Raw genomic sequence first — 14,626 nt, forward strand, 5'->3', positions numbered from 1 at the left:
GGTGCGGGACGGGCAGTGGGGGTGGTCACGCGTTGCGGCGGTGGACGCGGGCTTCCCAGGGCCGCAGGGTGTGCGGTGCGCTGAGGGGTGTGGTGGCGGGAACGTTGGCGATGAGCGTCTCGCTGTGTTCCCAGCCGTCGGGCAGGTCGACGGTGAGGTCGGCCGGACCGAAGTTCGCGAGGACGAGCAGCTCGGTGCCGGAGGCCGCGTCGTGGCGGGTGAAGGCGTAGAGCTGTTCGTGGTCGGGGTGGAGCATCTGGAAGTCGCCGTGGGTGAGGGCGGGTTCGGTGTGCCGCAGGGCGATCAGACGGCGGTAGTAGTGGAAGACGGAGTCGGGGTCGGCGAGCTGGGCCTTGGCGTTGGTACGGGTGTGGTCGGGGTTCACCGCGATCCAGGGGGTGCCGGCGGTGAAGCCGGCGTGCTGGGAGGTGTCCCACTGCATGGGGGTGCGGGCGTTGTCCCGGCTGCGGTGGCGCAGCCCTGCCAGGACCTGTTCCTCGTCGACGCCGTGGGCGGTCTGCTCGCGGTGGTAGTTGAGGGATTCGATGTCGCGGAAGTCATCGATGGAGGTGAAGCGGGTGTTGGCCATGGCGAGCTCTTCGCCCTGGTACACGTAAGGGGTGCCGCGGTGCAGGTGGAGCACGGTGGCGAGGAGTTTCGCGGAGCGGTCGCGGTAGGCGGGGCTGTCGTCGCCGAAGCGGGAGACGGCTCGCGGCTGGTCGTGGTTGTTCCAGTACAGGCTGTTCCAGCCGGTCTCGCCCAGGCCGGTCTGCCAGCGGCCGAGGCTGGCCTTGAGGTCGGTCAGTTTGAGCGGGCGGACGTCGAACTTCCCGCCGGGGCCCTGGTCCAGGCCGACGTGCTCGAACTGGAAGACCATGTCGAGTTCGCGGCGGGAGGGGTCGGTGAAGAGCTTGGCTTCCTCGACGGTGACGCCGGGCATCTCGCCGACGGTGAGCAGGCGGCGCGGGTGGTCTTCGAAGACCTCGCGGTGCATCTCCGCCAGGTACTCGTGGATGCGGGGGCCGCAGATGTAGTGGGGGCTGCCGTCCCCGTGCAGGGCGCCTTCGTGGACGATGCCGTCGGGGAGGCCGGGGGTCTTGGAGATGAGGTTGACGACGTCCATGCGGAAGCCGTCGACGCCCCGGTCGAGCCACCAGCGCATCATGGCGTGGACCGCCTGGCGCACGGTGGGGTTCTCCCAGTTGAGGTCGGGCTGCTTGCGGGAGAACAGATGCAGGTAGTACTCGCCGCTCTTCTCGTCGTAGGTCCAGGTGGGACCGGAGAAAAAGGAGCCCCAGTTGTTGGGTTCCGCACCCGGGGTGCCCGGTTCCATGCCCTCGCGGGCGGGGCGCCAGATGTACCAGTCCCGCTTGCTGCCCTGGGGGCCTTCGTCGCGGGAGGCGGTGAACCAGGGGTGTTCGTCGGAGGTGTGGTTGACGACCAGGTCCATGACGAGCTTCATGCCGCGCTCGTGGACGGCGGCCAGGAGCCGGTCGAAGTCGGCGAGGGTCCCGAAGAGCGGGTCGATGTCCTGGTAGTCGCTGATGTCGTACCCGTTGTCGTCGTGCGGGGACGGATAGACGGGGGACAGCCACAGGACGTCGACGCCGAGCTGGGCAAGGTAGTCCAGCCGTTCGATGATGCCTTGCAGGTCACCGATGCCGTCCGCGTTCGAGTCGGCGAAGCTGCGGGGGTAGATCTGGTACACCACCGCTTCGCTCCACCAGGCGTCGGCAGGGGTGGCTTCGATTTCGGGCACGTCAAACCTCATCGTGTTCGAATGATTACTTTGAGTGACTTCACTAGGGGCGGGCCGCCGCGGCATCGGCGGGCGCTCCGGGTCAGGAGATGGCCGCACCCACGGTGTCGCGGATGACGAGACAGGCGGCGCCCCTGGCCCACAGGTCGTGGCGGGCGGGGTCGACGTGGATGGCGCAGTCGGTGGCCGCGGTGGAGAACGCCTGGGCTTCCATCGCCGCGTTCATGTGCGGGCCGAACAGGTCGTAGGCGACCGCGCCCTCTCCGGCGATGATGATTTTCTGCAGGTTGAGCAGGTTGCACATGCCGGCCACGCCCCTGCCGAGGGCGGTGCCGGCTTCGGCGAACGCGGAGCGTGCCACGGTGCGGGCCGCCCCGGCTTCACCTCGCGCGAGGTCGATGGCGTCGGTGATCGTGTCGCGGGGGAACCCGCCGTCCGCCGGGTGGCGCAGGATGGCACGGTCGCCCGCCAGGGCTTCCAGGCACCCCCGGCGGCCGCAGCTGCACATGGGCCCGGAGGGATCCAGGGGCAGGTGGCCGAGTTCGCCCGCGAGCCCGGTGGCGCCGGAGAACAGCGCGCCGTCCAGGAGCAGACCGCAGCCGATGCCGGGGCCGACGGTGACCACGGCGAAGGAGTCGATGTCACGGCCTTCACCGAACCAGCGCTCGGCGACGACCAGGGTGTTGACGTCGTTGTTGACGACCACCGACAGCCCGGTCGCCTCCCGCAGGGGCCCGGCCACGTCGACCTTGTTCCAGTCGAGCAGGGCCGAGTAACGGCAGATCCCGGCTGTCGAGTCGACGTGGCCGCTGACACCGACGCCGAGGCCGAGCACCCTGTCCGCCGCTTCGGGCGCCTCTTCGAGAAGCCTGCCGGTCAGGGAGGCGGCGGCGGACAGGGCGGTACGAGGGGTGCAGTCGGCCAGGGGCTCCTCGCCCCGGGCCAGGACGTTGGCCGCCATGTCGGTGACGACGCCGAAGACCCGTCCGGGGCCGATCTTCATGCCGACGACCACATGCTTGTCGGGATTGACGTGCAGCATCTTCTGCGGCCTGCCCCGCCCCTGGGAGACCGGGTCGCTCTCGCGCAGGTAGTCGTGCTCGAGCAGCGGCGGCAGCATGCGGGTGACCGAGGAGGGCACCAGGCCCAGGCGCTGGGCGAGCTGGGTGCGCGAGATGGGTCCTGCGGTGAGCACGGTCGCGAAGATCTCCGCCCGGGTCTGCTCACTGACAAGCTCCGAGAACCGGATCTTGGACGGGCTCATCACGCGGTGCCTCCAGGTAGTGGTCTGTCAGGGCCGTTGCATCACGTTCAGCGCCATCGAACCCGATGCGGGCGGCGAGGGCTTCCCGTATGCGCGGGGCCGGTACCGCCAAGCGTTGCAGAAATCGTCATCGCGCCTCCTGCGGCTGGGACGCCGTCGACCTGTGGAAGTCGGCGCCGCTGCTTATGACGGGAGTGTGTCCCTCAGCATTTAAGTGCGTCAAGGAAGAAAATATCGCGTTACGCAACCGTGATGACCCACCACCGCCAGACACTCGTTGAAGTTTTGCACCTTTTGCGCCTCTTGTTACGCACATGTTGAACCCGAAGGCCGAAGGATCCTGTTCATTTCATTGACACGGGGAAGAAATGACGGGAAGTTGACCGGCAACCGGGGCGGTGCCAGGGCCTGTTGGGCCACAGGTCGCCGTCACGCCTGCAGCCCCCGCCCCCCTCGGGGCGGGCAGGACCGGTTCGTTCCGCTCGCAGGACCGGTGTCCTGTGCCCCTGGCCCTGCGAGTGACCCCCGCATGGATTTCCTCAGCCGGCTCCCCCCGAAGAGAGACGAACCGCCGGCCATGACGAGTGCCGCACCCCGGTCAAGCCCCGGAAACGGGCGACCGCATGCACCGATGACTCCGCCACGCAGCTGTCCCAGCTGTTTCGGCGGTGTCCGTGCCCGCCCCCGGCGGGCGCCCTGGGGCCATGCCCCGATTCATCAAGGAGAGGACATCACCATGCCCGCAGGAAGACTGCGACGGCTCAACCCGCTGGCGGCCATCGCCGCCGGCCTGGCCCTGGCGCTCGCCGGTGCCGTCGTGCCCGCCGGCGCCACGGCCTCGGCCGCCCCCGCTCCCGCCCCGGCAGGACAGCTCGTCCCCGCCTCCGCCCTGGTCACGGGGCCGGCAGCAGGAGCGGCGGGCGACACCGCCGACAGCGAGCAGCTGCAGACCTGGTGGCACGACAACCACGAGTTCAACACCAGCAGCCCGGTGGGCGGTGACAAGGTGCGGCGGTCCTCCTTCTACGACGTGAAGGTGGCCACGGCCGCGGCACCGACGGCGAAGTACGACTCCTTCGCCTACATGAGCATCCCCCGCAGCGGCAAGGGGAAGATCGGCTACACCAAGGAGGACGGCGCGGAGTTCTCCGCGTCGGCGAACCTCACCATGAGCTGGTCCTCCTTCCAGTACACGGCCGACGTATGGGTCGACGTGTCGCTGCGCACCGACCAGAGCATCTCCTCGGCCGGCCAGGTCAAGATCAAGCCGAGCAGTCTGAACTTCGACAAGGAGCTCGTCAACAGCAAGACCATCCGGATCAAGGTGCCCTACAGCGGCAAGGGCTACCGGTTCTCCGTCGAGTTCGATCCGCAGCTCTACACGGCCTACAACGACATGTCCGGGCCGGCCGGCGGCGGCGGCGACAACCGGGCCATCCACACCGAACCGCGCAACTCGATGATGGTCTTCGCCGAGCCGGCGCCGACCGGCGCGGAGAAGGAACGGCTCATCCCCACCGCCGCGTCGGGGAGCATCCACTACCCCGAGCCCGGCCAGGTCACCGACCTCAACGACATCGACAAGGAGATCATCTACTTCCGCCCCGGCACCTACACCATGGGCTCGAAGTACCACGCGGTGCTCCCGCCGAACGTGAAGTGGGTCTACCTCGCCCCCGGCGCCTACGTGAAGGGAGCCTTCCGCTTCTTCCACGACAACCAGAGCCTGTACAAGGTCACCGGGTACGGGGTGCTCTCCGGTGAGCAGTACGTCTACGAGGCGGACACCAACAACAACTACGACCACCTCAGCGGTGCGTCGAACTGCCACGCCTCCTGCGTGAAGATGCTCCAGTTCCAGTCCGCGGACGCCCAGCAGTACCTCGACCTGCAGGGCGTGACCATCAACGAACCGCCGTACCACTCGTTCGTCGTCTACGGCAACGAGCAGACGTTCCGGATGCGGGTCGACAACTACAAGCAGGTCGGCTCCTGGTACTGGCAGACCGACGGCATCGAGCTCTACCGCGGCAGCACCATGAAGAACACGTTCTTCAACGCCAACGACGACGTGCTGAAGATGTACCACAGCGACGTCGACATCGATGACACCGTCATCTGGAAGAACGAGAACGGCCCCGTCATCCAGTGGGGCTGGACCCCGCGCGGCATCGACAACGTCCACGTGAGCAACACCCATGTCATCCACAACCGGATGTACTGGAAGGACGTCAAGTACAACACCTGCATCCTCAACTCCTCCTCGCACTGGGAGGACATGGGCTCGACCGCCAAGGCCGACCCCGGCACGTGGGTGAAGAACATGACGTTCGAGAACATCACCGTCGAGGGCATGACCAACTGCGCCATCCGCGTCTTCGCCCTCTCCAGCACCGAGAACATCCACGTCAAGAACCTGAAGATCGACGCCTGGAACCAGCTCGACCCCTCCTCGCAGGTCAGCCTCCTCAAGCGGTACACCAACTCGGCCGGCCAGAAGGTCACCCTCGGCAACGAGACGAGCCAGAGCCGCGGGCTGAAGCTGGAGAACTACACCGTCGGCGGCACCGTCATCGACAAGGCCGGCACCAACTGGGCCGCCGACAAGCCCGGCCGGATCGGCTTCGACACCGAGAACTGGGACAACTGGAACGCCTGGGGCCCCGGCGGCAACAACCCCGGCCCCGGCCCCGACCCGGTCACCGGCGGCAAGATCGTCAACGGCGCCACCGGCAAGTGCGTCGACCGCGCCGGCGCCGGCACCGCCAACGGCACCGCCATCCAGCAGTGGGCCTGCGCCGACACCCCCTCCATGACCTGGACGCTCGACGGCCAGCAGCTCAAGTCCGGCGGCAAGTGCCTCGACGTCGAAGGCGGCTACACCGCCAACGGCACCAAGGCCCACCTGTGGGACTGCGGCGGCTGGGACAGCCAGAAGTGGGCCTTCCAGACCGACGGCACCCTGAAGCACCTCAAGTCCGGCCGCTGCCTGGACATCGCCGCACAGAGCACCGCCGACGGAGCCCGCCTCCACCTGTGGGACTGCGGCACCTGGGCCAGCCAGAAGTTCGCCCTGACCGCCTAGCCCCTCCCGGCGCCGGTGGCCACGGTCACGACGGTCACCGGCCTTTAGCCCCTTGTCCGCAGAAAGGTGTGCCGCACCATGCCATCAGCCAGATCCGAACAGTCTCTCCTGAGTCTCTTCCGCATCGTGGTCGGGCTGCTGTTCGCCTGCCACGGAGCGGCCACCCTCTTCGACGTCCTGGGTGGCCCGCACGGACAGGCGCCCGGCACCGGGCAGTGGCCCGGATGGTGGGCCGCCGTGATCCAGCTGGCCGGCGGCGCACTCGTACTGATCGGCCTGGGCACCCGCCCGGCCGCCCTCCTGTGCTCCGGCTCCATGGCCTACGCCTACTTCGTCCACCACCAGGCCGACGGCCTGTTCCCCCTGCAGAACGGCGGTGAGAACGCTGCGCTGTTCTGCTGGGCCTTCCTGCTCATCGCCGTCCTCGGCCCGGGCCGGTGGTCCATGGCCGCCCTGCCGCACCCGTCCAGCAGCCGCCGAGAGGAGGTGAGCAACGACCCCGGCAACGCCTGAGCACATGCAATTGTCATGTGCACGTAATTGGGTCGAAAGTGGCCCGTAGTCTCCCCACACCCGGAGGAAGAACACCGTGAACCGCATACCCGCAGCTCTGACCCGCGTGGTCGCGCTGGGCTCCGCCGTACTGGCGACGTCGCTCGTCGGCGTCATCCAGGCACCGGCGGCCTCCGCACACGGCACCGTCATCACCCCCGAGACCCGCAACTACGGCTGCCTGCAGCGCTGGGGCTACGCCGAGCCCAGCGAGTCCCAGGACCCCATGTGCTACCGGACCTACCACGAGAACGCGAACGCCATCGGCGCGTGGAAGGCCGTCTACGCCAACAACACCGGCGACGACTACAAGCAGGTCATCCCCAACGGCCAGATCTGCAGCGCCGGCGGCCAGGGCGAGACGAACTACCGGCCCCTCGACCGTCCGGGCCCGTGGAAGATGACCGACATCGGCTCCGACTTCACCGTCGACCTCTACGACGAGGCCCGGCACGGCGCGGACTGGCTCGAGGTCTATGTCACCAAGCAGGGCTTCAACCCCGAGTACCAGCTGATCGGGTGGGACGACCTCGAACTGGTGAAGAAGACCGGCAGCTATCCCTACCAGGCGCACTACGTCACCGACGTCAGCACCTCCGGCTACAGCGGACGCCACGTCGTGGTGACCGTGTGGAAGGCATCGCACATGGACCAGAAGTACTTCCTGTGCAGCGACGTCAACTTCAGCTGACAGCTGGCTGACCGGGGCCCCGTGGGAGGCACTGCCTCCCACGGGGCCCTTCCCCTTCCGGACCCCGCAGGTCCGGGGCGGGGGCCGACCGCCCTCGTCAGGTGCCCAGCAGTCCGCACCCGTGACCGTTTCCAGCGGAGGACCGACGATGACCAGCACTTCCCACCGCCGCCACCCCGCCGAAACCCCTGCCCCCACCGGCCAGGCGCCCGCTCCGCGGCCGAGCGCACGGCAGTCCCCGCGAAGCCGCCTCGCACCCCGCGCGCACCGCAGCACGCGGGTCAGCCCCGCCGTTCCACGCGTCTGCATCGGTCTGATCTTCTGATGGTTCGGCATCCTGAAGTCCTTCCCCGGTGCGAGCGCGGCCGAGGGCTACGCCATCAGCGCCATGACCGAAATGGCCATGGGGCTCATCCCCGCCCCCGCCTGCCTGCTCGCGGTTCCGGAGACGGGCATCGGACTCGCGCTCCTGGCCGGCTTCCTGCTCCGCCGGGCCCTGGCAGCGTTCTTCCTCCACATGGCCGGAGTCTTCCTCTTCCTGCTGGTCCTGCCGGACACCGCCCGGCACACCGTGGCTGTTCCCGCCCTCGAAGGCCAGTACGTCATCAAGAACATCGTCCTGGTCGCCGCATGCCTTCACATCACCGCCGGCGGACTCACCCCCTGACCGGCCCCTCCCTTTCCCGCCGAGCGCGACACGTACCAGGAGCACCCGTGGGCAGCACCATCACCCTGCACAACCTCGCCAAGACCTACCCCAACGGGCAGAAGGCCGTGCGCCGGCTCTCCATGACCGTCGCGGACGGCGAGTTCCTCGTCCTGCTCGGCCCCTCCGGATGCGGCAAGTCCACCCTGCTGCGCATGATCGCCGGTCTGGAAACGATCAGCGGAGGCGAGCTGCACCTCGACGGAAAGATGGCCAACGACCTCCAGCCCAGCGAACGCGACATCGCGATGATCTTCCAGAGCTTCGCGCTCTACCCCAGCATGACCACCGCGCAGAACATCGGGTTTCCCCTGGCGGTCCAGAAGCAGGACCACGACCGGGTGAACGCCCGTGTGCACTCCGTCGCCCAGACCCTGGGCATCAGCCACCTCCTGGACCAGATCCCCGGCCGGCTCTCCGGCGGTGAGCGCCAGCGCGTCGCCATGGGCCGCGCCGTGGTCCGGCGCCCCTCGGTCTTCCTGATGGACGAGCCGCTCTCAAGCCTCGACGCCCGGCTGCGCGCCCGCCTGCGCACCGAGATGCTCGCGATCACCCGAAGTACCGGGGCCACGACCGTCTACGTCACCCACGACCAGGCCGAAGCCATGGCACTCGGCGACCGGGTCGCGGTCATGCGCGACGGAGTCCTCCAGCAGATCGACACCCCCCGCAGCCTCTACGCGCTGCCCGCCAACGCCTTCGTCGGCACCCCGAGGAACAACCTGCTGCACGGCACGGTGCACGCCCCCGTCGACGGCGTCATGGCACTCAGTTCCGGGGCCCAGAAGATCACTCTGTCCTACCCGCTCACCCATGACCACCAGATGCTCCGCGTCGTCCAGGGACAGCCGCTTCTCATCGGCCTGCGTCCCGAAGCCATCCGCATCGCCGATCGGACACACGCCACCGTCTTCGAGCGGGCCATGACCGGGATCGTCGAGCACACCGAGTTCCAAGGCCACGAAGCACTGCTCCACCTCTCACTCGGCGGGCAACGGGCCGACGTGCCGGATCAGCTCGCCGACCACGCCCCCCACGCCCCGGCTCGCAGAAGCGCCGCCGCCTTCGTGCGGCGCCTGCGCCACCGCACCGGACTCCTCGGCCGCCGCCTCCCCCACCCCGGAAACACACAGCCTCCGGCGCAGCCCCCTGCTCGCAAAGACATCGGAGAACTCGTCATACGCGACAGTCCGGGCGCCCGTCATCGGAGGGGCCAGCACATCCCCCTCCTCATCGACGTACGCAACCTGCTCGTCTTCGACGAACGCGGCGAACGCGTCAGCCCCGACCCCACCCGGGTACCGGATCTCTGACCCCAGCCGGAAACCGCACACTCCGGACGCGACCGGCCGCCCTGCCCACGCCGGGTGCGAGGTTCCGGTGAGTGTCACCAAGTGACGGTGCCAGGACATCGCAGGGCGGGCCGGACAGCGGCGCCGCTCGGGCGTATGACGGCCGAGCGGTATCCAGCGGAGCGGGCCTCTGCCCCGGACAAGGCCCCAGCGGAGGGCTCGGATCGGTCGGGCGGGCGGGCAGGCGGGCAGGCGGGCGAAGTTCGATCGAAAATCGAAAGAGCGTCCGTCGGCCGTGGGGGACCTCTGGGACTTCTCCGGGACTTCCGGCCCCGTCAACCGGCACGAGCGCGAAGGAACCGAAAGGTCATTCGCACAGGTAAGCGGCCATCGCACGTTCATCGCAGCAGGCCACGGCGCTCGCTGGTCTCTTCCAGGGCATCTGACCAGCGGGTGCAGTCGGTCTGCACCCGGCGTCGCCTGCCCTCGTCGCATCAGCGGCGCTGGGCCCCCTGACAAGGTTTGGCCTGCCCGACAAGGTACAACGACGACCGGGCCGAAACCTGCGACGGTCTCCGAGTTCCCCAGCCCGCAGAGGCGTTTCCCGGTGCGTGTGCTCAACGGCGGTTCCTACCCCCTGAAAGTCTCCAGCAGCCGCAGCCAGACCTCGCTGATGGTGGGGTAGGCCGGGACCGCGTGCCACAGCCGGTCGAGGGGGACCTCACCGACGACCGCCACCGTCGCCGAGTGCAGCAGTTCACCGACGCCCGGACCGACGAAGGTCACGCCGAGCAGGACCTCCCGGTCCAGGTCGACGACCATCCTGGCGTGGCCCCGGTACCCCTTCACGTACAGACCGGAGCCGGCGACGGAGGCCAGGTCGTAGTCGACGGCCCGCACCCGGTGCCCGGCCTCCTCCGCCTCGGCCAGGGTCAGGCCGACCGAGGCGGCCTCCGGGTCGGTGAAGACCACCTGGGGGACCGCGGCGTGGTCGGCGGTGGCCGCGTGCGCCTCCCAGCGTCCTGTCGCCGGCGGGGGTGTCCCCGTGGCGCGGGCGGCGATCGCGGCGCCCGCGACGCGGGCCTGGTACTTGCCCTGGTGCGTCAGCAGCGCGCGGTGGTTCACGTCTCCGACCGCGTAGAGCCAGTCGCTCCCCTCCACCCGGCAGCTGTCGTCGACGGACAGCCAGGAGCCGGGTTCGAGCCCCACGGTGTCGAGGCCCAGGTCGTCGGTGCGCGGGGCGCGGCCGGTGGCGAACAGGATCTCGTCGGCCTCCAGGGACCGGCCGTCGTCCAGTTCCACGGTGACCGGGCCGTTCTCCCCCTCCCGCCGCACGGAGGACGCGGACACCCCGGTGAGGACCCGCGCCCCGGCCCCGGCGAGGGCCTCGCCCACCAGTTCCCCGGCGAAGGGCTCCATCTTCGGCAGCAGCCGGTCCCCCCGGACCAGCATCGTGACCTGGGCGCCGAGCCCCTGCCAGGCGGTGGCCATCTCGACGCCGACCACTCCCCCGCCGACGACGACGAGACGCCCGGGGACCTGGTGGGCGCTGGTGGCCTCACGGCTGGTCCAGGGGCGTACGCCGTCGGCTCCGGGCAGTGGGGGCACGACGGCCCTGCTGCCCGTGCACACCGCCACGGCGTGCCGGGCGGTGAGCCTCTTCTCCGTACCGTCGGGACCGTCGGGCCCGGTGACGGTCACCTGCCGTACGCCGCTGAGGCGGCCCCTGCCGCGGTGGACGTCCGCGCCGATCCCTTCGAGCCAGGCCACCTGGCCGTCGTCCTTCCAGTGGGCCGCCTCGTCGTCGCGGTAGGCCAGCACGGCGTCCGCGTCCAGAGGGCCGCGCACCGCGCCGTCCAGCCCCGGGACCTTGCGGGCGTCGGCGCGCGCCACGACCGGGCGCAGCAGTGCCTTGCTGGGCATGCAGGCCCAGTAGGAGCATTCGCCTCCGACGAGTTCGGACTCCACCACCGCCGTGCTCAGCCCGGCGGCCCGGGTCCGGTCCGCCACGTTCTCCCCCACGGGTCCCGCTCCGATCACCACGACGTCGTACTCGGTGTCCTGCGCTGCGTCAGTCATGGCCACCAGTGTGGTCGTGGGCGTGGGGGCCGGCCACACGGGCAGGCGGAATAGCGCACGCGGCGCCACCGTTGTGCGGGACAGGACCGAACCGGACCCAGGAAGAGGTAGCAGCGTATGAGCACCGTAGAGCTCACCAAGGAAAACTTCGATCAGGTCGTATCGGACAACGAGTTCCTGCTGATCGACTTCTGGGCTTCCTGGTGCGGTCCGTGCCGGCAGTTCGCACCGGTCTACGACGCGGCGTCCGAGCGCCACCCCGACCTGGTCTTCGCCAAGGTCGACACGGAGGCCCAGCAGGAACTCGCGGCCGCGTTCGAGATCCGCTCCATCCCCACCCTGATGATCGTCCGCGACAACGTGGCGGTCTTCTCGCAGCCCGGCGCCCTGCCGGAGGCTGCGCTGGAGGATGTGATCGGCCAGGCGCGGAAGCTGGACATGGACGAGATCCGCAAGTCCGTCGAGGAGGAGCAGCGCGCCGCCCGGAAGGACCAGCCGTAGGCCCGTCCCGTCTTTCGGCAGCGGGCGCGGGACCGGATCTCCGGTCCGCCTGTCCGGTGGCCGCCGTGAGGGCCGGTCCGGCCGGCACCGTCGTCCGACGGTGCCCGGCGGGGCCGGTCCTCACCGCTGTCCGGCCCTCGTCCCTGTCCGGGCGGGCGGCTCCGGGCTCAGCCGGACCGGTCCCCCGGGTCCGGCGCGTCCCGGCCGCCCCGGGGGCCCGGCTCCGGGGCGCCGGGTTCACCCGCCGTCCCCCCGGGGCGCTCGGCGATCTTGGCCGTGAGGCCGTAGCCGAGTTCGGCCCCGTCCACCAGGAGGGCTTCCACGGTACGGGTGGCCGGGTCGATGTCGGCCTCCACGCCCTCGCCCGCGTAGCGGGGGTAGCCGGAGGCGCCCGTGTCGCCGGTGGCGGCGACGACCGCCGAGCGCAGGGCGGTACCGGGCGCGGGCGCCCCTGCGGCGTTCCGGTCGTGCTCCGGGACCAGGTCGTGCTCCGGGACCAGCAGGATCTCGTAGCTCTGCGGATGGCTCATGGGGGTGACGCTAGACAGTCGTCCCGGGGCGCGCACGTCGTGCCCGGGCGGCAGGCGGGCGGCCCCCCGGTGCGACGGACGAACGGTTCCCGGCGTGGTGGCCGGGCGGCCCCCGGCGCGACGGCCGGGTGGTCCCCGCGTGGCGGCCGGCGGTCCGCTCCCTCAGCCGGACTCCCGGACCACGGTCCTGGCCCGCAGCAGGTCGTGGCGCTCGCGCGGGCCGCCCGGGTGCCTGATGAGCCGGTCGATCAGCTCGGCGGGCGGCTGCGCGGCGGCCAGTTCCATCCTGACGCTGGTCAGCCGGGGCCTCAGCAGGCGCCCCAGCATCAGGTCCCCGGCGCCGACGACGGCCGTCTCCTCCGGGATCCCGACGCCCGCGTCCTGCAGGGCCCGCATCAGCAGCATCGCGTACTCGTCGTCGTAGGCGATCACCGCGTCCAGCCCCAGCGTCCGCCACCGGGCGGCGAGCCGGGCAGCCGGTTCCTCCTCGTACGCCAGGGGCAGCGGCTCGGCCCGGGCCGCCGCGCCCGATGTCTCGACCGCGCGGAGCACGCCCGCCAGGCGGGGCCCGGCGAAGACCGCGAGTCCCGGGTCCTGCGGCATGAGGACGCCGATGCTGCGGCGTCCGCGGGACAGCAGGTGCCGCGCGGCGCTGGCACCCACCTCGCGCTGGTCCAGGACCAGGGCGTGCGCGCCCTCGACCGGCTGCGGTCCGAGGGTGATCACCGCCTTGGCGCCGGAACGGGTCAGCACCCCTGTGCGGTGCGGGGTGAGGTGGACACCACCGGGCGCGACGACGGCCACGGGTCTCAGTTCGGCCCAGGCCCTGACCGCCTCGTCGGCGTCGAGTCCGACGCTGCCGTACTGCACGACGGTGTAGTCCAGGCGGCGCAGGTCCGTCTGGAGGTCGGTGAAGAACCGCTGGTGGAGCGGGCCGGGCAACTGCTGTGCCGCGGGCAGCAGCACCATCCGGCTGTGTCCCGCCCGCAGACTGCGGGCCGCCGCGTGCGGGACGTAGCCGAGGTCGAAGGCGGCTTCCCTGACCCTGCGGCGGGTGGCGTCGCTGATGCGCACGGTGGTGTTGTCGTTCAGTACGTACGACACGGTGGCCCGGGAGACTCCGGCGAGCCGCGCCACATCGGCGCTGGTCGGTACGGAAGGGCCGGCGGACTGCTCGGGTAACTGGCTCATGGCGTCCGGCAGTCTTCCAGACGCGGTGGCGGGGGTGGTGGGCCGGGGCGGGTACGGGCCGGCCCGGGACTCCGCCGGAACGTCACTGCTGGAGCTGGGTCGCGAACACCCGTGCGAATGCCTCCCGGACGGCGGCTCCCGGGCTGCGGTCCAGGACCCCGAAGACGACCTCCTCGAAGTGGCCCGCGAACCGTCCGCCGTCGCACAGCAGCCCGTGGAAGGCGCCGGCCACCTCCGCCGGGTCGTTCCGGAAGACCCCGCAGCCCCAGGCGCCGAGCACCAGCCGGCGGTAGCCGCTCACGGCGGCCACCTCCAGCACACGGCCGGCGCGGGTCGCGAGGGCCCCGGGGATCAGATGCGCCCGGTCCGGCTCCTGCCTGCGGACGACACCCGCGTTGGGCGCCGGCGAGGTCAGGAACCCGGCGGTGTACGGGGCTTCGAGGAACCGGCCCCGGTCGTCCCGGAAGACCGGCACCCCGGGCGAGTGGATGACCCGGTCGGTGTAGAAGGCGCTGCGGCAGGCCCGGTGGCGGGCGTAGTACTCGGGGGCCCGCAGCAGCGTCGCGTACAGCGCCGAGCCGCGGCAGAGCGCCTCTTCCTGCGCCTGGGCGCCGTTCAGGTAACCGCCGCCCGGGTTCCGGGCGGAAGCGTAGTTCAGTACCGCCACCTTGCCCGGCGCGGCGGCGGTCAGCCGCCGGGCCGCCTGGAGACTGCTCTCGCCGGTGACCTCGAACACCGGCGTACGGCAGGTGTCCAGGGCGGCGACGGGAACCGGCCCGGGCCCGTACAGACGGGTACCGGACAGCGCGGCGGCCAGCGGGCGCGCGAGGTCCACCTCGTGTCCGCCGGGCGCGCGGTAGCGCCCCGCCCCGACGACGGCCTCGGTCTCCCGTGCGATCCCGCGCAGTCGCGCGCTCACCGGCGCTCCCCCCTGTGGTGCATACGGGGCATGCTGGACGGCCCTCCGCCACGGACG

12 protein-coding genes are annotated in these 14,626 nt (G+C 70.6%); 6 read left to right on the top strand and 6 right to left on the bottom strand.

Annotated elements, in window-relative coordinates:
• Nucleotides 1-25: 25 nt before the first annotated feature.
• Nucleotides 26-1,759 (bottom strand): alpha-glucosidase, encoded by a 1,734-nt coding sequence (locus CP967_RS00535; protein ID WP_229888424.1) that lies wholly within the window; start codon nucleotides 1,757-1,759, stop codon nucleotides 26-28.
• A gap of 82 nt (nucleotides 1,760-1,841) precedes the next feature.
• Nucleotides 1,842-3,023, bottom strand: coding sequence for an ROK family transcriptional regulator (locus CP967_RS00540; protein WP_150486005.1), 1,182 nt, complete (start codon nucleotides 3,021-3,023; stop codon nucleotides 1,842-1,844).
• A gap of 736 nt (nucleotides 3,024-3,759) precedes the next feature.
• On the opposite strand from CP967_RS00540, the gene CP967_RS00545 reads away from it, so the two are divergent.
• From CP967_RS00545 to CP967_RS00565, 5 genes are all read left to right on the top strand, one after another.
• Nucleotides 3,760-6,108 (top strand): family 49 glycosyl hydrolase, encoded by a 2,349-nt coding sequence (locus tag CP967_RS00545; RefSeq protein ID WP_167535299.1) that lies wholly within the window; start codon nucleotides 3,760-3,762, stop codon nucleotides 6,106-6,108.
• 78 nt (nucleotides 6,109-6,186) lie between these two features.
• Complete coding sequence (locus tag CP967_RS00550; RefSeq protein ID WP_150486006.1) at nucleotides 6,187-6,621, top strand: DoxX family protein; 435 nt, start codon at nucleotides 6,187-6,189, stop codon at nucleotides 6,619-6,621.
• A gap of 76 nt (nucleotides 6,622-6,697) precedes the next feature.
• Nucleotides 6,698-7,351 (top strand): lytic polysaccharide monooxygenase auxiliary activity family 9 protein, encoded by a 654-nt coding sequence (locus tag CP967_RS00555; RefSeq protein WP_190175123.1) that lies wholly within the window; start codon nucleotides 6,698-6,700, stop codon nucleotides 7,349-7,351.
• Nucleotides 7,352-7,739: 388 nt separating this feature from the next.
• Complete coding sequence (locus tag CP967_RS00560; RefSeq protein ID WP_150486007.1) at nucleotides 7,740-8,018, top strand: hypothetical protein; 279 nt, start codon at nucleotides 7,740-7,742, stop codon at nucleotides 8,016-8,018.
• A gap of 47 nt (nucleotides 8,019-8,065) precedes the next feature.
• Entirely contained in the window at nucleotides 8,066-9,370 is a 1,305-nt protein-coding gene (locus CP967_RS00565) for an ABC transporter ATP-binding protein (protein ID WP_150486008.1), read from the top strand.
• 609 nt (nucleotides 9,371-9,979) lie between these two features.
• Here CP967_RS00565 and CP967_RS00570 read toward each other — a convergent pair.
• Complete coding sequence (locus CP967_RS00570; RefSeq protein WP_150486009.1) at nucleotides 9,980-11,428, bottom strand: dihydrolipoyl dehydrogenase family protein; 1,449 nt, start codon at nucleotides 11,426-11,428, stop codon at nucleotides 9,980-9,982.
• A gap of 117 nt (nucleotides 11,429-11,545) precedes the next feature.
• Here CP967_RS00570 and trxA point away from each other — a divergent pair, with 117 nt between their 5' ends.
• Entirely contained in the window at nucleotides 11,546-11,929 is a 384-nt protein-coding gene (gene trxA, locus CP967_RS00575; protein WP_150486010.1) for a thioredoxin, read from the top strand.
• Nucleotides 11,930-12,096: 167 nt separating this feature from the next.
• On the opposite strand, the gene CP967_RS00580 is transcribed toward trxA, so the two are convergent.
• From CP967_RS00580 to CP967_RS00590, 3 genes are all read right to left on the bottom strand, one after another.
• Nucleotides 12,097-12,459 carry a hypothetical protein gene (locus CP967_RS00580; RefSeq protein WP_150486011.1) on the bottom strand — a complete coding sequence of 121 codons (363 nt, stop codon included), beginning with the start codon at nucleotides 12,457-12,459 and terminating at the stop codon, nucleotides 12,097-12,099.
• 162 nt (nucleotides 12,460-12,621) lie between these two features.
• Nucleotides 12,622-13,650, bottom strand: coding sequence for a LacI family DNA-binding transcriptional regulator (locus CP967_RS00585; protein WP_150486012.1), 1,029 nt, complete (start codon nucleotides 13,648-13,650; stop codon nucleotides 12,622-12,624).
• 82 nt (nucleotides 13,651-13,732) lie between these two features.
• Nucleotides 13,733-14,569, bottom strand: coding sequence for a TIGR02452 family protein (locus CP967_RS00590; RefSeq protein ID WP_150486013.1), 837 nt, complete (start codon nucleotides 14,567-14,569; stop codon nucleotides 13,733-13,735).
• Nucleotides 14,570-14,626 lie beyond the last annotated feature (57 nt).

The organism is Streptomyces nitrosporeus (assembly GCF_008704555.1).
Taxonomy (GTDB): Bacteria; Actinomycetota; Actinomycetes; order Streptomycetales; family Streptomycetaceae; genus Streptomyces; species Streptomyces nitrosporeus.